The sequence below is a fragment of the Paenibacillus nuruki genome (assembly GCF_963311185.1).
Classification (GTDB): domain Bacteria; phylum Bacillota; class Bacilli; order Paenibacillales; family Paenibacillaceae; genus Saccharibacillus; species Saccharibacillus nuruki.
Map to the genome: position 1 here is coordinate 533417 of NZ_OY725677.1, position 19202 is coordinate 552618.

A 19202-nucleotide genomic window follows, 5' to 3' on the forward strand; every position below is an offset into this window, starting at 1 on the left:
TCAAACATCAAGGAGGAGTATCATGTCAACCCACATCAGCAAGTTGAAAGCCGGAACTCCGCGTATTTGGACGACCCGTCGTGATGAAAAAAAACGTCGTATGGAAAAGGTTCGCTCGATGTTAAACGGTGTGATTTTGCCTACGGATCATATTGTAGATGCAATGGAAGTCTTGTTAGTTAGCGGTGATCGAGTAGCGCTAGAAGGTAATAATCAGAAACAAGCTAGCTTCTTATCCCAAGCATTATCCAATGTGAATCCGCAAGTGGTTAACAATCTGCATATGATTATGTCCAGTGTATCTCGTCCAGAACATTTAGACATTTTCGAAAAAAATATTGCTAGCAAACTTGATTTCTCTTATGCAGGTCCTCAAAGTCTACGTATCGCTCAAATGGTGGAAGATCAGACGCTGAGTATCGGCTCGATTCATACGTATCTTGAACTGTATGGTCGGATGTTTGTCGATCTGACTCCAAATATCGCATTGGTTGCCGCTGACAAAGCAGATCGTCAAGGTAATCTATACACAGGTGCAAACACAGAAGAAACACCAACCATTATTGAAGCCACTGCTTTCCGCGATGGAATTGTTATTGTACAGGTGAATGAAATTGTAGATGAATTACCACGTGTAGACGTACCTGCTTCTTGGATCGATGTGATTGTTGAAGCCGATCAACCGTATCAATTAGAAGCGTTATTTACCCGTGATCCACGTCATATCAAAGAAACTCATATCTTAATGGGCATGATGGCAATTCGAGGCATCTATGAACGGCATCAAGTTCAATCGCTGAATCATGGGATTGGATTCAATACAGCTGCGATTGAATTGTTATTACCCACCTACGGAGAATCGCTTGGACTACGAGGTAAGATTTGCAAAAATTGGGTGCTCAATCCTCATCCTACGTTAATTCCTGCTATTGAAAGTGGATGGGTTGAAAGTGTACATTGCTTCGGCGGTGAAGTCGGTATGGAAAAATATACAGCTGCTCGCCCGGACGTCTTTTTCACCGGACATGACGGTACAATTCGATCCAATCGGGCAATGGGTCAAGTTGCTGGACAGTATGCGGCAGATATGTTTATCGGAGCCAGTCTACAGATTGATCCAGACGGCAACTCATCAACAGTGACCTCGGGTCGGTTAAGTGGTTTTGGCGGTGCACCAAATATGGGTAGTGATGCTCGTGGACGTCGTCATGATACAGAAGCATGGCTGAATATGATAAAAGATCAAGATCCTATCGTACGTGGACGCAAATTAGTAGTCCAAATGGTAGAAACTTTCCAATCAGGGGATCAACCTACATTTGTCGATCAACTGGATGCGATTCAAGTAGGGCATGATGCAGGTCTACCGCTTGCTCCTGTTATGATCTATGGAGATGATGTAACCCATGTTGTTACTGAAGAAGGAATCGCGTATCTCTACAAAGCGCAAAATATCGAAGAACGTCGCACTGCATTAGCGGCGATTGCTGGAGTGACCCCTTTAGGTCAACGTCATGATACCGATCTGAATGAGAAATTACGTCAAGATGGACTGATTGCTTTTCCAGAAGATTTAGAGATTCGACGGACAGATGCGAAGCGTTCTTTGTTAGCTGCGAAAAGTATAGAAGAACTTGTAGAATGGTCAGATGGATTATACGAACCACCATCCAAATTCCGGAGCTGGTAATCATGAGCATATCAAGTATATCCGCAATCCAATCAGACAAGAACCTTATAGTCAATCGTTATGCTTCTTGGTTAGGGGAGTTAGCAGTATCTGCACTTCGAGATGAAGCTTCTTTAACCCCGAAGCCCGGATTGGTTGATCTTCATCATAATGGTTCTCATGAAGATATGAATATTGAGTTGATGTACCAATCGGCAGCCTCTTTACAATCTACATTTACACAAATGGCTCAAGTATCTTATGACAAATGTGCCGATCAATCGCTACGTGAACAACTGGCATGGATCGGACGCACAGGTGAACAGCAGATGCTTACTGTAACGAAGGGGGTCAATACCCACCGAGGAGCGATCTGGGCACTTGGATTGTTAACAGGCTCAGCTTCTATGCTTATTGGAGAAGCTTATAGGAATACAGAAGTACCTTATAGATTAAAGGCTATCTCTGCTGAACATATCGCACGTACCGCATCTGAAATTGCTCAGTATCCCGATCGTTATGCACCTGTTACAGCTTCGCATGGTACACAGGTGAAGCATCAATATGGAACAGGTGGAGCCAAAGATGAAGCACAACATGGATTCCCTCATGTGATCAACGTCGGGCTACCTGCTCTACAACAAGCTCGTGCACAAGGAATTGATGAATTGTATGCTCGCCTCGATAGTCTGCTGACTATTATTTCGGTTCTACCGGATACCTGTTTATTATATCGAGGAGGTCAGCAGGCGCTTGAGCAGACACAGAAACGTGCAACAGCGATTTTGTCACAAGGTGGAACATCTACAATTAAAGGCTGGCAAGCTCTATTAGCATTCGATCAGTGGATGGTGAAGCATCATTTCTCGCCGGGAGGTAGTGCTGATCTACTTGCAGCTACTTTATATATCGATTCGATTCTTAAAGGCATCACAGATAGGACTGACATGGAATCTCTCTCAAAAACGACAGGAGGCCGTATGTAATGGAAATTATTCATCTGCAATATCCAGCGAAGCAAACATTAACTCAGCGTGCACATATCGGTGTAGCCGGGTCAGGCGACTTGGAACTATTGATTGAACCTTCTACAGACAATCAAGCATATATTCAGATCAGTACAAGTGCAAATGGATTTGAAGATATTTGGCGTGCAGTATTTGATCGCTTTTTCAAAATCTATTCGTATGCGGTAAAGATTGAAATTAACGATTTTGGCGCTACACCGGGTGTCGTCAACTTGCGATTAACTCAAGCCATGGAGGTGCTTCGTGATGGACAATAATACTCAACCTTTAAATATAGCGACAGAAAGTTTTATCGAATTATCAGGACGGGAACGTGCACAAGCTGTACTTGATGCTGGTAGCTTTCGCGAATTGATCGGACCTTTTGATCGAATGACTTCGCCTCATTTACCATTACAGGGTATTGTGGCACAAAGTGATGATGGAGTGATCGTAGGCAGAGGAACGATTGATGGAGAACCTGCTGTAGCGATTGCACTTGAAGGTGCTTTTCAAGGTGGCGGGATCGGTGAAGTCTGTGGAGCCAAAATCTCAGGTGCGCTCGAACAAGTACTTCGTGATCATGAAAAAGGAATCAAAACACGTCCTGTCTTGTTACTCGAAACAGGTGGAGTACGACTACAAGAAGGAAATTACGGTCTACTGGCGATTGCTGAGATTGGAGCAGCTATTATGGCGCTTCGTCCGTATACACCTGTAGTAAGTGTGATCTCGGGTATGATTGGCTGTTATGGCGGAATGTCGATCTGTGCGGCAGGATTATCCAGTCATTTAATTATGACCCGTCAAGGTCGCTTACAGTTGAATGGTTCAGAAGTGATTGAGCAAGAAGCAGGGATTCAAGAAATGGATGCATCGGATCGTTCTCGTATCTGGTCGATGGTAGGCGGAGAGCAACGAGTCGCCGCTGGTTTTGCAGATACACTGGTGAATGATGATATCCACGAAATTAACGAAGCGATTCATGACGTTTTCCGCCAAGGGATTCGAGAAGTGACACGTACAGCGCAAGTCGATCGTTACCTTGCTTTGTTGGCTGCTGTTGATGCGAATACATTGATTGTTCCCTCTTCGATTCGTGAATCTTGGAAATCCGGTATCGTAGACCAAGAGAATTTACAGTCACAATTGGGAGCACAGCAAGCTCAAGCCAATGATTCAGTTGTTGAAGCACCTATCACCAGAGGACGGACATGGTTTGAAGCATTATCCGGTCAATCTGCTTCGGCTCAGCAAGGGATTGCTTCGGTACTTTGTGCAGATACTGAATTAGAGAATCAACGTGTACGTTATATCTCGGTTGTTCCGAATCCAAATGCACGATTTGTGAGAGCTCGCCAAGGTGAGATTGGACTTGAAGAAGGATGGAATATCGCTCGTTCTATTCGTGAAGCGATTGAAGCAGACAAAGACGGAGAAAAGCGCGCGATTGTAGCCATCGTAGATGTTCCTAGTCAAGCTTATGGTTATCGTGAAGAAGTATTAGGCATTCATTTATCATGTGGATCAGCTGTGGATGCTTATGCTAGTGCCCGTCTTGCCGGTCATCCTGTGATTGCTTTGATTGTAGGCAATGCTATCTCGGGCGCATTTCTAGCCCATGGTATGCAAGCGAATCGATTACTTGCTTTAGATGATGAAAAAGTAACCGTACAAGTCATGTCTAAGCAGTCTGCGGCTCGTATCACCCGTCGTTCGATCGAACAGTTAAATGAAGCGGCGACTAAAGTGCCAGGTGCGGCTTACGATATTCGTTCTTTTGCCAAATTGGGAGCTTTAGATCAATTGATCGAAGGAATCGAAGCAGATCAACCACAAACCAAAGATATCGAGCGCATTCAGCAGTATCTGATTACAGCTATTGCAGAGACTCGTCAAGGACCTCGTGATCTAAGTGTACGTCTAACCAGTGCAACTGCGGCAACAGGTAGAGCTTCTTCTATCAAAGTAAGACAGTTATTAGCAGAGCAATGGGATTAAGTACAGCTCCTCATGATTTACTTCAACTGAATTCACGCTGGAGAGAAGTAGAAGCAGATCATGATCTGCCTGAATGGGTGCTTAGATCACTAGAACAGACACCATGGGTCGTCGTCAGACGTGCTCCTGCGCTAGAAGGTCAGATTGCTGTAGGTGTTCGTGGCAAAGAACGTCATCTACGGCAAGCATTAACGATTCCAGATCATTTAGTTGTTCAACAAGTGACACCAGAGCAATTACTACAGTTATCCCTATCTCCTGATCACCGTTCGATAGCGAAAGAACGTTGGAAAACTATGCCAGCCCTACAAGCTTTAGAGCAACTTGCTGTATCGTGGAAATCATATGATCTCCATTGGGGACCGGCAGGAAGCACTGGATTTGAATTAGCTACGGGTATGCCAACATTGACGATGACTAGCGATCTGGATATTGTACTGCGTTGTCCTTCATTTCTTGCTCCTGTGTTAGCAGAGCAATTATTAGAACAAACATTGGATCTTCCGGTACGTGTCGATGTACAGATAGAGACGCCTTATGGAGCGGTAGCTCTAAGTGAATGGGCAAGACCAGCTACTGATCGGGTGTTAATGCGTACTTTGCAAGGGCCTTTGCTGGTGACTGATCCGTGGAATCCACGTCTCGTATAATTATGATTGATCCAAAGTTATAAAATATCTGATAAACACGATCAGATGAAGGAGAGATGCCAGATGAGTGTAGTCATGCTTTTTCCCGGTCAAGGTTCACAGCGTGCAGGGATGTTGCATGAATTGCCGGATCATTCTGTGATTAAGCAGACACTGACAGAAGCAGAAGAACTTTTACAATTAAAGATCGATCAACTGGATAGTGAAGAAGCATTACAGACAACCGATCATGTGCAGATGTCTCTTTGTATTGCTGGAGTAGCTGTGTCTAGAGCTTTGGCGGCAGAAGGCGTTCTTCCTGATCTTGTAGCGGGTCATAGTGCAGGTGCTTTTGCCGCGGCAGTGGCTTCAAGTTCACTTTCGTTCAAAGATGCTCTACATCTAACTCGCTTACGTGGTCAATTGATGATGGAAGCTTATCCACAAGGGTATGGAATGGGTGTAATTACGGGGATGACTCAGCGTCAGGTGGAACAGATTCGTCTAAGTATTCATTCTGAAGAGCATCCAGTATATATCGCTAATCTAAATGCCCCAACACAGATTACTGTCGCAGGGCAGTGGCAAGCGATCGACCAACTGTTGACCACATGCAAAAGCAAAGGAGCACATACTGCCAAACGATTGAATGTCAGTGTACCCTCCCATTGTCCATTATTATCTTCTGTATCCGATCAGTTAGCTACAGCAATGCATGATATGGAAGTGTCTCGTCCACTTATCCCGTATGCAGGTAATTATAAAGGGCGTGCTATTCGTACAGCAGAAGGAATTGTAGAAGATTTATCTTTAAATATTGCTCATCCTGTACGCTGGCATGAAGTGACTACTTTATTTTATGAATTAGGTGCTCGGTTATTTTTAGAAATGCCTCCCGGACAAGTATTAAGTGGTCTGGCTTCTGCTGCTTTTCCAGAAGCTCGTGCAGAAGCCTTATCTTCCAGTCGGCTCGATAATGCAGTCATTTTGGCAAAGCGAGAGCAAGGTAACCGCTAACGTAATCTAAGCTATACGCAAAATACATGCATAAACATGTGCTCTTATCTTCAAAAGAAGAGCGCATGTTTATATACATAGAAGAAGTGTACTATAATAAATATAGTCATTATGTATAAATGACCATTTGGATTGATCTTGTTGCAGCGTATTAGAGAGGATGAGAAAAAGATGGAAACGACACAAATTCATACACAATACGGAGAATTACAAGGTATACGTGAACATGGAGCAGTGATCTGGAAAGGGGTTCCTTTTGCAGAACCACCTGTTGGAGAACTGCGTTTTCAAGCTCCAAGACCGCCGCAACCATGGCAAGGTGTGAAAGAAGCATTGCATTTTGGTCCGATTGCTCCTCAACCGGTATATGAAGGAGCGAGTATGTTCGGTTCTGGAAGCGAACCTCCTGTGCAATCGGAAGATTGTTTATATTTGAATATATGGGCTTCGGATAAATCGACTCAAAAGAGACCTGTTATGGTCTGGATTCACGGAGGTTCTTTTGTAACAGGTGCAGGTAGTATTCCTTTATATGACGGAACATCGCTTGCAGTTAACGGAGATATGATTGTAATAACGATTAACTATAGATTAGGGCCATTTGGATTTTTGAATTTATCATCTTATGGTGATGATTATCATTCCAATGTTGGCTTGTTGGATCAGATTGCGGCGTTAGAATGGATCAAAAACAATATCGAAGCATTTGGTGGCGATCCTGAACGTGTAACCATATTCGGTGAGTCCGCAGGTGCGATGAGTATTGCATCTCTTTTGGCAATGCCAGCCGCTAAAGGGTTATTCCAAAGCGCTATTATGCAAAGTGGTGCCGCTCAAGTAATGCCAACAGAAGTCAGCAGACAAATTGCAGACGGATTTGTACAAGCATTGGGTGTAGGTGAACAAGACTTATCTAAGTTGTATACCGCTTCGACGGAAGAAATATTGCAAGCAGGTAATCGTGTGAGTCAAATGCTTGATAATGGTACATGGGCATTGTTGTTCCAACCAACGATTCATCCACATACTTTACCTGTTGAACCTATACAAGCGATCAAAGATGGCTCAGCCAAACATATTCCATTGATTATCGGTACGAATTTGGAAGAGGGTACGTTATTTTTCAATCAACCGACTCAATTGATGAGCGAGACTCAAATTGTAAATATTGTCCAAGCTTTGTTGGGAGAAGATCCTCATGGATTATCTAAACAATATCCACTAACAGTGAGAGGTCATGCTGATCTGATGACTGACTTGTTCTTCTGGCGTTCGGCTTTACAATGTGCTGAAGCACAGATTGGACATGCTCCAGTATGGATGTATCGATTTGATTGGTGTCAACCAGGGCATCCGTTGTTAGGAACAGCTACACATGGTGCTGAGATTGCTTTTGCTTTTAACAATCTACCTTTATTTGCTCATCTTGGATTAGAAATTGATGAAGATACGTATAATCTAGCAGAGCAAATGCAGGCGGCTTGGATTAATTTTGCGCATAACAGTATGCCGGTGACCAGCAATTTGCCGTGGTCTGATTATGATCTTAAAGAACGTTCTACCATGGTCTTTAATCGCCAGTTAAATGTGGTACACGATCCAGAAAGTGACAAACGTCAACAATTGATTTCTTATTCTTAAGCAGTTGTAAATAGCATGAGATGAACCGATCTTTATCCGGTTCATCTTTTTTATTTGGCATTTCACTTTCGTATTCGCAAATAAGAGATATTCAGTAAAAAGAACGGATTATAGCTATAAATCTATTTTTGCATAAAAGCGAAGTACATTTTACCTATAATTGAGGATTAAGAGCTATACATTATTTCTATAATTTGTCGATATAATAGAGTAAATATCGAAAAAGGTATACATCATTTTGGCACACTTCTAGATGATCATTACTTTATAACTATAGTTACTGATTTAGCTTCTATTTACTCGTATATACGCTATTTTGATTTTTGATATATAAATATAGAACATAATGAAATGGGGAATCGTGATTGATTATACATATTACTGAACTTAAGCAAGGCCAACGATTAAGCAGTGATACATTTAATAGTTCAGGTGTTCCGTTGTTAAAAAAAGGAGTAGATATCAAAGAAGAAGATATCACCTTATTACTGCGCCATAAAGTAGAATACATTGATATTGATGCCAGAGAAGATATCAAACCAGTCGCTGATATGATAGCGATTACAGGATTATCTCCTGCGTTGAAAGAAAAAATCAATCGTTCAATAGATGCATATCAGTCCATCTTTTTGGAAGCACTGACTAAAGGCAAATTCAATCCAGCTATTGTCGATGAATTGTTGCAACCCTTATTGTTGGATCTAGATGCGCAAAAAGATGTAGTAGCACTATTGTTAAATTTAGAAAAAGAAGACGATCATCTCTATAGTCACTCACTCAAAGTCGGTTTGCTGAGTTACTATATTGCAGAATGGCTGGATTATTCCAAACATGATTGTTATCGCATTAGCAAAGCAGGCTATCTACATGATATTGGTAAAAGCCGTCTGCCTTCTATTTTGCGTAGCAAGCCTGAGCAATTAAACGACTCCGAGTTCAAAGAATACAAAAATCATACCACCTATGGATACGATATTATTATGGAATCGATGAATGATAAAGTGACTGCATCTGTTGCTTTACAGCATCATGAACGTGGAGATGGTTCAGGTTATCCGAATCGCTTATACAAACGGGGAATTCATCCATTTACGCAGATCGTATCAGTAGCAGATGTATTTGTGAATATGACTGCTAGCAAAAATCAACAAAACAAACAAGGATTTGTTGCTGTATTGCAAAGCATTTACGAATTAGGATTTTCCAAATTAAATGAAAAGCCGGTTCAAGCGTTAATTCATCATCTTGCTCCTAATCTGATCGGCAAAAAAGTACAATTGACCAATGGAGAACAAGGGACGATTATTTTAAATAATCCACTGGATATTTTTAGACCTTTGATACAGATAAATGATCAATTTGTCGATTTAACTAAAGTCAGAGAACTGCATATCGAAGAAATCTTTGTCTAAGTACTCCTTATACGATATATACATCATTCAAATAAGAAGAAAAGGAACTTGTTAGCGCAAGTTCCTTTTTGGTATGTCTACAGCAAGTTCCTCCTACTATCAATAGTACCGTTAATGAATAGGAATAGATGGTTAATAGGTTGATACATCCTGATGAGGATAAATCGTGATCTGACTCATTAAGGATACGAATGGAGGCACACTACACGTATGCAACATGAACTTCATACCGACTCGAATCTGTCGATTTCTGATTTTACCAAAGATCATGGACAAGATCTATTGATCCATGTACCCGAAGAATTTAGCTTTACTGAAAATTATAGCCATTTATCAACAGCTACCAATGAGAGTTTATATACATTACGCAACGGAATGATCTACAAAGCAATTGCTGTCGGTCAAGAAGCTACGATTGTTGAGATTAGTGATTATGATGAACATCATATGTTGATCCGTTTTGTCGAAGAAGATCAATCCATTTCACCTACGTTACGTACAGGAGTTGCTCAGTATGTATACGATTGGTTTGATTTAGGGACAGACCTTGCCCCTTTTTATAAAATGGCTGCGCAAGATCCGCTACTCCAGCAAGCTGTGGTTTCCTTTTATGGATTGCGCAATATGGGAATTCCTGATCTATATGAAGCAATCTGCTGGGGTATTCTTGGTCAACAGATTAATTTAGGATTTGCCTATACATTAAAACGAAGATTTGTAGAGCATTTTGGACAAGCACTCATTTACAATGGTGAGTCTTACTGGCTATTTCCTACTGCTGAGACGATTGCTACTCTTACTGTCGACGAATTAGCTGCGGCAGGCATGACAACTGTGAAAAAGTGTGAATATTTGATTGATACCGCTCAATTAATCGTTAACGGTACATTATCCAAAGAAGAGCTTTTACAAGCAACTGATGTCAAACAAGCTGAAAAATTACTGGTGAAAATCCGGGGGATTGGCCCGTGGACGGCTCATTATGTATTGATGCGTTGTCTACGCATGCCATCTGCTTTTCCTATTGATGATGTCGGTCTGCACAATTCGATCAAGCATGTGCTGAAAATGGATGCTAAGCCGACCAAAGCTCATATTCTTGAATTATCCGCAGGTTGGTCGTTGTGGGAGTCGTATGCGACGTTTTACTTATGGCGGTTTTTGTACTGAAATTTGTAGGGTGTTCAATGGGAGGACGCTACGGGCGGTGGATGGTTCCTACCGTCGCTGGTAAGATCGGATATCTTGAATAACCGCTAAGCGGTCGATATCCGAGTCTTAAAGGCGACTTACGGAACAATCCTCCGCCCTTCGCTAGCGCCATTTGGGTAACACAAGTTATAAATTGAAGTATAAGGGGAGGGCTAGGGGGAGTTGGAGAGATTTTAAAGATTTAAGGATTTTGAAGATTTACAGATTTGGAAGGGTGGTATGGATTTAGAAAATTTAAAGGGGTTAAAGAATTTAAAGATTTTAAAGAACTTAAAGATTTAAGAATTTAAGGGCTTTAGAGATTTTAGGGAGTTGAAAATTAATATGTTTAGGGGGGATTGATTTGTGTGGGTTATGGGGTATGTTCTTGCGATTGAAAATGTAATCAGATAGTATTTAAGCAAGAATACGTATACATTTTGTGACTCTAATGAGGATAGGGGATATGAAATATGGGAAGTCGACGAGGCGTTGTTGCAGAAGATTTATATCGGTTTCATTGGGTCAAAAATCCGGTGATCTCACCGTTAGACGGTACAATTGTATATGAAATGCAGAAGGTAAATAAGAAGCAAGATGGATATGATTCCCATTTGCGACGGATGCAGGCAGATGGTAGTGAAGATATTCAATGGACAGCAGGCACTCATGATCGTGCTCCTGCTTGGTCACCAGACGGGAAGCAACTGGCTTTTTTACGTAAACAGGAGTCTGATTCCCATTTCCAGATCTGGATCATGTCTGCTTATGGTGGAGAAGCACATCAAGTGACTCATTTGGCTGAAGGAGTAGGTTCTTTTGTCTGGTCACCGGATAGTCAGTCCTTATTAATTGCAGCGACAAATAATATATCATCACAGCAAACGCCTAACGAATCATCAGATTCTAAAGAAGATTCGTCGGTTCCTTTATCCAAAAAGGCTTTGGAAATCGATCGAATCATTTACAAATCGGATAGTGGTGGATTATGGGATGGAGGACGAACACATCTATATGTACATAAGCTAGCTGATCCATCGGGAACTTGGATCACAGCAGGAGAATATGATGTTGAAGATTTTGCCTGGTCACCGAATGGACAGCAGATTGCATATGTCGCTCATATTCCTACAGAAGATGAAGAAAATCCTGACTTTTCACGCAAAAATGATCTATTTACGATCAACACGGAAGGTCATGAGCAACGCAAATGGACAGATCATCAATATGTCATTTCCAGTCTGACTTGGTCACCGGATGGACAATCTATTGCGATGGTGGCAGATGATCAATCTTATTACAATGCGACGCTGAATCGACTGTATCAATTGTCTTTAGCGAGTGGAACGATTACAGGGTTATGTGACTACGATGATATGATGTTGCTGAATGCTGTAGTAGGAGATACAGGACTCAGTTCAACGTATAAGCCTGTTTATCATTCGGATGGACAAGCGATTGATGTATTATGTACTACGTTTGGTGCTTGTCATTTACTATCGATCGCTACAGATGGTTCAGGTTATCAGACGGTACTGGGTGGAGAGCGTAATATTCACTATTTTGCCCGTACAGCACAGCAACATATCGTCTTTATTGCGGCTGATCCATTGCAACCGGGTGAATTGTTTTACTGGCATCCAGAGACTGAAGTTGAGACGCGTCTGACTCACCATAATGATGCTTTGCTTGCTGAACTGATCTTAAGCAAGCCTGAAGAAATGAGTGTCACTTCTGTAGATGGCAAAAGTCTTCAAGCGTGGATTATGCGTCCAGCCGGAGATCAAGCAGATAATCAGAAAGTGCCGACTATTCTCGAAATTCACGGTGGTCCTCATGCGATGTATGGATATACTTTTATGCTTGAATTTCAGCTATTAGTCTCGCAAGGATATGCTGTAATCTATGGTAATCCGCGTGGTAGTCATGGTTATGGTCAATTATTTGTAAATGCATGCCGTCATGATTATGGTGGTGGTGATTATCGAGACTTGATGGAAATCACAGACTATGCCATCGAGCATTACGACTGGATTGATCAAGAGCGATTAGGTGTAACGGGCGGTAGCTATGGTGGGTTTATGACCAACTGGATTGTAGGACAGACCGATCGTTTCAAAGCAGCAGTCACTCAGCGTTCGATCAGCAACTGGATGTCGATGTATGGGGTAAGCGATATTGGTTTTTATTTTGTAGAAGATCAGATTGCAGGCAATCCGTGGGAACATTTCAATACCTTATGGGATCATTCCCCGCTAGCGTATGTGCAGAATGTCAAAACACCTATTTTGATACTGCATGGTGAAAAAGATCTGCGTTGCCCAATTGAGCAAGCTGAACAATGGTTTATAGCGTTAAAACGGTTGAATGCAGTGACCAAGTTTGTCCGTTTCCCGGATGCCAATCATGAGTTATCTCGTAGCGGTCATCCTCAATTACGAATACAACGACTGAATCATATTGCCGATTGGTTTAATCAGTATTTATAGATATCACTGTAAGATCCAAAAAGTCAGATCAAAGGAGCTGAAGGAGTATCGTGCATACCGATCAAGAATTACAGATTCGTCCGATAACTGAAGCCGATATTCCAATATTATGGGATTTAATATATAAAGACGAATCTCCAGAATGGAAAAAGTGGGATGCTCCTTATTATGATCATGTTCACGTTCCTTATGAGCAATACTGGCAAGATCGACTGCGTATTATAGAAAGTCCAAGCTTTTGGGTGATTGAAGTGAATCAGCATATCATCGGAATTGTCAGTTATTACTGGGAGCATGAACCTTCATTATGGTTAGAAGTAGGGATTGTGATTTATGATCCTGCTTATTGGAGCGGGGGATATGGTACCAGAGCGCTGACATTATGGATCGATCATCTATTTACAGCAATGCCACTGGTACGAGTAGGATTCACCACATGGTCAGGCAATGAACGGATGATTGCAGTCGGTTACAAATTAGGCATGATGCTGGAAGCACGTTTACGTAAATGCAGATTATATAACGGTGTTTATTACGATTCGATTCGTATGGGTATTTTGCGTGAAGAATGGAATCATCATCAAATGCAAAGTGAGGTCTAGAGTATAGACCATATTGATTGATAATGTATGGTGATGCATTACAGTAAAAAAAGAGTCTATTCCTATATTACCTAGGGATAGACTCTTTTTGTTTATACAGCTTATAAAGTGAACACTAACTATTGTATTCGCTGTTTAGAATAATAGAATATTCACTCCAAGGTAAACATGAAAGTAAAAGTGATTTTTATTTATCTAAACTATCGTCGGATGGAGATGGAGAAGGTTCAGGCATAGGATCAACAGTAGGTGTTTTGAGATGACTCATATACTCTAAAGCATTATAGATCATGACTGCTGCTTCAGCACGAGTTACCTCGCCTTTTGGATCAAAGTTACCTTTACTATCTAACTTGTTGATATCTAGTGCTAATGAACGCTGAATAGCACCCTGATAAGAAGGAGTGATTTTGCTATCATCTGCAATCTCAACAGGTTTAATATTGATCATCGGCATATTACCGGCTTTTTCCATCGCTTGCATCACAAAAGTTGTAAATTCTTCTTTTGTCATTTTAGCAGCAGGCTTCACATCTTTTGGAATATCCACACCATTTAGATTAGCGATAATAAATGCGTCTGAATACCATACTTTATCTTTAACATTATTATAAAAGTCTTTCGCTTCTGGAGCTTTAATAAAAGTAAAAGCCGCTAGACTTAATTGGAAACTATTGACGATCATTTGCACACCTTGCGCTGTATTGATCGTTTGATTAGGTTTGAATTGATCTGCTGTAACGCCGTTAATAAATCCACGATCTTTTAGAGATTCAATTTTCTCATGACCTGGTACTTTACTGATATCTGTAAAATCCCCACTCGCTGCAAAAGCTTGGCCACTTAAAGATAGTGTCAATACTGAAGCCGTAACGAATGTCATCCATTTTTGTTTGTTTCTCATTACCAATCACCTCGGTTAATTATTAGCCTTACTTGGCTTGCTTATCCTTACAGACGCAAAGGATTTAAAATAAGTTGCAAAAAGATAGTCAAATTTTTATAAATTGATTTTAGGAATATTTACTTCTGGAATTATATGTAACTAAATTCATATTGTCGATTATAGGACTTTAGAATTTGTTTTATACAGCATTCGACAAATGAAGTCCTAGTTAACATAATGAGATTTTTGACGGATCAGGGTCTATAGAATCAATTAACGAAAATAGTTCAAAATATGTTTAATTTATGTTTTCATTCTCAAAAAGCAGGGGTATATACACATTACAAGATACAAAACAAAAACAAACAAATTTGACGGACGAAAGGAAGCGTGAAGCAAATGAATATGAGTATTCACCACATGACACCATACAACTACAACCACTTCAGACAGCAATCAAACGCAACCGTTCAAAAAGCAGCGGATAAAGAAACACCTAAAAGTTTTCAAGATATTTTGAACGCACAATTGAGTTCTACACGAATCCCTGTTAAAACTCGCGCTTAATTAAAACGATAAAAAAACATAGAATACATATTAAGCATGTTTCTTTATGAATACATGTTTACAGTTATGCATATCATAGAATACCTGCAAAAGTAACCCAGTGAATTGATTCACTGAAGGTTGCTTTTTTTATTTTGTTTACCTATATTTGTTATTATAAAATCGCTTTCATTTTTGAAAAAGGGTATGATATTAAAAGAGGAGGAGATAATATGGCTTTAATTCAATGTGAATTCTATTCAGAAGTACTAGGGCTTTCATCTACAATGAATGTGATTTTACCACAGGAAACTCATTCTCAAATTGGAATGGAAGGTAAAGTAACCGGAGGTAAGCATCCTACATTGTATTTACTACATGGTCTATCTGATGATCATTCGATCTGGTTAAGACGGACATCGATAGAACGCTATGCAGCAGAATATGGTATTGCAGTTGTAATGCCTGCGGCACATCGTAGTTTTTATACAGATATGAAGCAAGGCGGAGATTACTTCAAGTTCGTGAGTGAAGAATTACCACAACTCGCTGAATCGTTTTTCCCGCTGTCTAATCGTCGTGAAGACCGTTTTGTAGCTGGTTTGTCAATGGGCGGTTATGGCGCACTCAAGCTAGGCTTACGTCGACCTGATCGTTATGCAGCCGCAGCCAGTCTATCTGGAGCAACCGATGCAAGTGCATTGTATGAACGTGGCGATGTTGCCTACACTCAAGAGCTAGAACGCATTTTCGGAACAGTTGAAGAATTACGTGGTTCAGAAAATGATTTATTTTATCTGACAGAACAACTTGCTCAATCCAATAGCACCGAAGTTCCGCAATTATATCAATGCTGTGGAACAGAAGACTTCTTGTATGAGCATAATATTCGGTTCCGTGATCATGTGAAGCAATTGGGATTAGCATTAACGTATGAAGAAGAGCCAGGCGAGCATGAATGGGGATATTGGGATACCAAAATCCAGCGTGTACTGGAATGGTTGCCTCTTCGTAAATAGACCACTTTACTTATCGTATCAATTTTATACACATAACAAAAACCACCTGCTTGGTCTTAAGACTCCCAATAGGTGGTTTTTAATATTTTTATATAAGTCATTGTTGGCTATAGGATGTTATACATGATGATCAAGAAGAAGCTTCCACTTCTTGCATGACGATACGCTGTGTTGGATAAGCTAATTTCACTTTTTCTTCTTCTAAGATATCTAAAATCATCAAATTAAGATGTTGACGGTATTCCAGATTTTCGCCCCAAGCAGCGGTTTTAGTGAAACATTGCACCAGAATACCCAGACTACTTTCGTTAAATTCATTGAATTTGACCATAGCGGAATCTGCTACGACATTATCATCTCTATCTAACTCTGATTGAATACGAGAGACCACTCGTGCTAAGGCATCTCGATTAGAATCTAAAGCCACCCGAAGAGGGAACGAAATTTTGCGTTTTCCCATTTGACTACCGTTAGTAATCGGTTGTGCAGCTAATTTTGAATTGGGTACAATCACCAGTGCATCAGTAAAAGTACGGATTTTGGAACTACGGAACGTAATATCTTCGACAATCCCTTCGATATCCGGTGTAGAGATCCAATCACCTTTCGAGAACGGTCTTTCCAAAATAATAATAATCCCTGCGATTACATTACTTAGTGTTTCTTGAGCAGCTAGAGCCACAGCAAGACTGCCAAGCCCCATACCTGCGACTAGACCGTTAATACTGAATCCCCATTCTCCACCGACAATTGTTATAACAAGTACAACAACGATCACACGTAATACTTTGGATAGAAAAGGAATAATCATGCTTGTAGCATCCAATCCAAATCGCTTACTCATACTTTCTAACATAAGCGAAGAGGAAGCAGACACATTATAGATTCCCCATCCCAAAAGGATAATGCCAATACTGCGATAAATACGGTCAATCCCGATAATAAATGTCCATTGTTCATGCATAAAGTATCGCAAAGCCAAGTAAGTACCGATTAAAGTAAAAAAGGCTTGTAGTGGTCGTTCAAAAGCTTGCAACCAGCGAAGAACAGCTAGATGACTATCAAATCGTCGTAAAACAAAAGTAAATAAATAGCGTGTAAATAATTTGCGGAAACCTAAAAAAACAATCAGTATTACAATAGATACAAGTAGATCAATCCAGCGGATATTGTAATACCACGCAACTAGATTGTCCCACAACGAATAAAAATACATATCCACCATCCTTTGCTTCATCTTCTATGTTGTTATCTATTATTAACCGATTTGCACCTGTTCGATAGAATGCCGAAGCAAACAGCTTCTAACATCGTGAAAAGGATAAGTTTTATAAGAAGAAAATCACAAAAAAAGCATAAAAAAAGCCTGCTCCCGAAGGAACAGACTTTTTGAGATCATAAGATATTGAATATCTTATAATACATAATGATGTGTGTTAACCGCGTGATCTTCTAGAAGAACGCATGATAGCACTCACGATAGCAATAACAATCACAGCACCGATAATCGCTTGAATAATGAAGAATCCACCGATTTCTGGACCCCAAGTACCAAGCAACATGTTACCTAACCAACCACCGATGAAACCTGCGATGATGTTACCAATAATACCACCTGGAACGTCACGTCCTACGATCATACCTGCGATCCAACCAATAATACCACCTACGATTAATGCCCATAACCAACCCATTGTTGTCGCCTCCTAATAATTAAATGTCTTTTTTAAGATAGTTGAATAACTACACTAAATCACTTGATTTATAACATTTGTGTTACAACAAGCACTTAGAAGATTTATTCAGCAATCTCTTCTCGTCTATTTATTAACCATTGTTTAGCAATCGAAACCATATGTTTAAAATTTAATAAATAAATAACTAAAAATAATGAGTTAAATAGGGTAAATATGCATTTGAAATTATGTAAAAAAAGGCTGGAAACCAGCCTTTTTGCTTTAGTCGGTAATATTACCAGCCATTTTGAGACGCTTAGCAATTTCTTTGAAATCTTCTTGTGAAATTCCTGGAGCGAACTCTTCATCTAACTCAGGATACTCAGGAACAGGGACACCTTGAGGGAATCCGTGAATCACTTCAAGTGGCAATCCATCCTCTGGATGAGTACCTTTCCAGATTTGGTCGATCGCTTTGAAATCATCTGTACTATGAGTATAAAGACGAGTATGAACGCCTTTTTCCTCGTATTTGCGTGACTCATTAAATGCTTTGTTGCTGAGTGAAGGAACCGGTACAAGTTTGGTTACATTTACGCCTGTAGCAATTTCTAATGCTTTTGCATAAGCGACAACGTGTACGCCACCACGAACAAGAAGGAAACCAACCACTTCACGTGCAGCTGGGTGATCTGTTGTTTCATAGACTTTCATTTTATGTGTTCTTGCGCCGCACTCTAAGAAGAAGTTATGCAACAAATCTTCTACAAGATTACCGCTATTAAATACATTATCACCTGTCCAAGGACGACCCATAGAGTCACGAGGCATAGCACCTTGTGCACCTGCTAGATGATGATAACTTAAGCGAACATCTTTAAGCGGATCAAGTGGAGTTGAATCAGGTTCACCTGGCAAGCTAGAACCTGCAAGAATTTTATTGATACCGTGTGCAACCAATTCCACATGACCTAATTCTTCAGCTGTAATACTAGTAACTAGATCGTAGAAAGGTTTTAATTTAGATTTTCCACGGAAGTTAAAAGATTGATAGAGGTAGTTGTTCAAAGTCGACATTTCCCCGAATTTACCACCAAGTAATTCTTGCACAGCTGCTGCTGCATTAGGATCAGGCTTTTTGACATCCGGAATTTCAATCATGATTTGGTCAAGACGTGTGAACATTATCATACCTCCAGTATTTTTGTATTCTTGAAGCCCTTATCAAAAATAGTCAATATTGGTGTTTAACCCATATTTCCAAAACAAAGGCTCTCTTATTTCATACCCTATATTATTGAAAACAAACGGCTATTTTGTCTGCAAAAAGGAGATATAATCTGTTACTAGAAAGTCACTTTTTTCGAAAAGGTAGATACAAATCTGTTAACAACTGTAAAACGATATGATTTCACAT

At 40.4% G+C, this 19202-nt stretch carries 18 protein-coding genes; 13 read left to right on the forward strand and 5 right to left on the reverse strand.

Going from position 1 to position 19202, the window contains the following annotated elements:
* Positions 1 to 22 precede the first annotated feature (22 nt).
* The 9 genes from mdcA (at position 23) to RCP16_RS02505 (ending at position 10546) form a co-directional block, all read left to right on the forward strand.
* Positions 23 to 1690: a malonate decarboxylase subunit alpha gene (gene mdcA, locus RCP16_RS02465; RefSeq protein ID WP_069329240.1), complete on the forward strand. Its 1668-nt coding sequence runs from the start codon at positions 23 to 25 to the stop codon at positions 1688 to 1690.
* A gap of 2 nt (positions 1691 to 1692) precedes the next feature.
* A complete protein-coding gene (locus RCP16_RS02470) occupies positions 1693 to 2655 on the forward strand; it encodes a triphosphoribosyl-dephospho-CoA synthase (RefSeq protein WP_308641576.1) in 963 nt (320 codons plus the stop codon).
* Positions 2655 to 2954 carry a malonate decarboxylase subunit delta gene (locus RCP16_RS02475; protein WP_069329242.1) on the forward strand — a complete coding sequence of 100 codons (300 nt, stop codon included), beginning with the start codon at positions 2655 to 2657 and terminating at the stop codon, positions 2952 to 2954. Before RCP16_RS02470 ends, RCP16_RS02475 begins: the two co-directional genes overlap by 1 nt.
* A complete protein-coding gene (locus RCP16_RS02480; protein ID WP_308641577.1) occupies positions 2944 to 4677 on the forward strand; it encodes a biotin-independent malonate decarboxylase subunit beta in 1734 nt (577 codons plus the stop codon). The genes RCP16_RS02475 and RCP16_RS02480 overlap by 11 nt, the downstream gene beginning before the upstream one ends.
* Entirely contained in the window at positions 4668 to 5327 is a 660-nt protein-coding gene (locus RCP16_RS02485) for a malonate decarboxylase holo-ACP synthase (RefSeq protein ID WP_308641578.1), read from the forward strand. The genes RCP16_RS02480 and RCP16_RS02485 overlap by 10 nt, the downstream gene beginning before the upstream one ends.
* Before the next feature lie 63 nt (positions 5328 to 5390).
* Positions 5391 to 6323, forward strand: coding sequence for a malonate decarboxylase subunit epsilon (gene mdcH / locus RCP16_RS02490; RefSeq protein ID WP_308641579.1), 933 nt, complete (start codon positions 5391 to 5393; stop codon positions 6321 to 6323).
* Between the two features lie 171 nt (positions 6324 to 6494).
* Complete coding sequence (locus tag RCP16_RS02495) at positions 6495 to 7964, forward strand: carboxylesterase/lipase family protein (protein ID WP_308641580.1); 1470 nt, start codon at positions 6495 to 6497, stop codon at positions 7962 to 7964.
* 365 nt (positions 7965 to 8329) lie between these two features.
* On the forward strand, positions 8330 to 9376 hold the full coding sequence (locus RCP16_RS02500) for an HD-GYP domain-containing protein (RefSeq protein WP_069329247.1): 1047 nt from the start codon (positions 8330 to 8332) through the stop codon (positions 9374 to 9376).
* Positions 9377 to 9586: 210 nt separating this feature from the next.
* Positions 9587 to 10546 (forward strand): DNA-3-methyladenine glycosylase family protein, encoded by a 960-nt coding sequence (locus RCP16_RS02505; RefSeq protein WP_308641581.1) that lies wholly within the window; start codon positions 9587 to 9589, stop codon positions 10544 to 10546.
* Between the two features lie 28 nt (positions 10547 to 10574).
* Here RCP16_RS02505 and RCP16_RS02510 read toward each other — a convergent pair whose 3' ends face one another.
* Complete coding sequence (locus tag RCP16_RS02510; protein WP_308641582.1) at positions 10575 to 10700, reverse strand: hypothetical protein; 126 nt, start codon at positions 10698 to 10700, stop codon at positions 10575 to 10577.
* 340 nt (positions 10701 to 11040) lie between these two features.
* Here RCP16_RS02510 and RCP16_RS02515 point away from each other — a divergent pair, with 340 nt between their 5' ends.
* Together RCP16_RS02515 and RCP16_RS02520 are read left to right on the forward strand one after the other, a co-directional pair.
* On the forward strand, positions 11041 to 13056 hold the full coding sequence (locus RCP16_RS02515; RefSeq protein ID WP_308641583.1) for a S9 family peptidase: 2016 nt from the start codon (positions 11041 to 11043) through the stop codon (positions 13054 to 13056).
* A gap of 50 nt (positions 13057 to 13106) precedes the next feature.
* Positions 13107 to 13658 carry a GNAT family N-acetyltransferase gene (locus RCP16_RS02520; RefSeq protein WP_308641584.1) on the forward strand — a complete coding sequence of 184 codons (552 nt, stop codon included), beginning with the start codon at positions 13107 to 13109 and terminating at the stop codon, positions 13656 to 13658.
* 187 nt (positions 13659 to 13845) lie between these two features.
* On the opposite strand, the gene RCP16_RS02525 is transcribed toward RCP16_RS02520, so the two are convergent.
* On the reverse strand, positions 13846 to 14562 hold the full coding sequence (locus RCP16_RS02525) for an S-layer homology domain-containing protein (protein WP_069329251.1): 717 nt from the start codon (positions 14560 to 14562) through the stop codon (positions 13846 to 13848).
* A gap of 381 nt (positions 14563 to 14943) precedes the next feature.
* Between RCP16_RS02525 and RCP16_RS02530 the strand changes: the two genes are divergently transcribed.
* Both RCP16_RS02530 and RCP16_RS02535 read left to right on the forward strand, forming a co-directional pair.
* On the forward strand, positions 14944 to 15111 hold the full coding sequence (locus RCP16_RS02530; protein ID WP_175425225.1) for a hypothetical protein: 168 nt from the start codon (positions 14944 to 14946) through the stop codon (positions 15109 to 15111).
* Positions 15112 to 15323: 212 nt separating this feature from the next.
* Complete coding sequence (locus RCP16_RS02535) at positions 15324 to 16109, forward strand: alpha/beta hydrolase (protein WP_308641585.1); 786 nt, start codon at positions 15324 to 15326, stop codon at positions 16107 to 16109.
* Between the two features lie 130 nt (positions 16110 to 16239).
* Here RCP16_RS02535 and RCP16_RS02540 read toward each other — a convergent pair whose 3' ends face one another.
* The 3 genes from RCP16_RS02540 to RCP16_RS02550 all read right to left on the reverse strand — a co-directional run bounded on the left by RCP16_RS02540 (position 16240) and on the right by RCP16_RS02550 (position 18970).
* Entirely contained in the window at positions 16240 to 17325 is a 1086-nt protein-coding gene (locus tag RCP16_RS02540; RefSeq protein ID WP_308641586.1) for a mechanosensitive ion channel family protein, read from the reverse strand.
* Positions 17326 to 17545: 220 nt separating this feature from the next.
* Positions 17546 to 17803 carry a GlsB/YeaQ/YmgE family stress response membrane protein gene (locus RCP16_RS02545; protein WP_069329254.1) on the reverse strand — a complete coding sequence of 86 codons (258 nt, stop codon included), beginning with the start codon at positions 17801 to 17803 and terminating at the stop codon, positions 17546 to 17548.
* Between the two features lie 264 nt (positions 17804 to 18067).
* Positions 18068 to 18970 (reverse strand): manganese catalase family protein, encoded by a 903-nt coding sequence (locus tag RCP16_RS02550; protein ID WP_069329255.1) that lies wholly within the window; start codon positions 18968 to 18970, stop codon positions 18068 to 18070.
* Positions 18971 to 19202 lie beyond the last annotated feature (232 nt).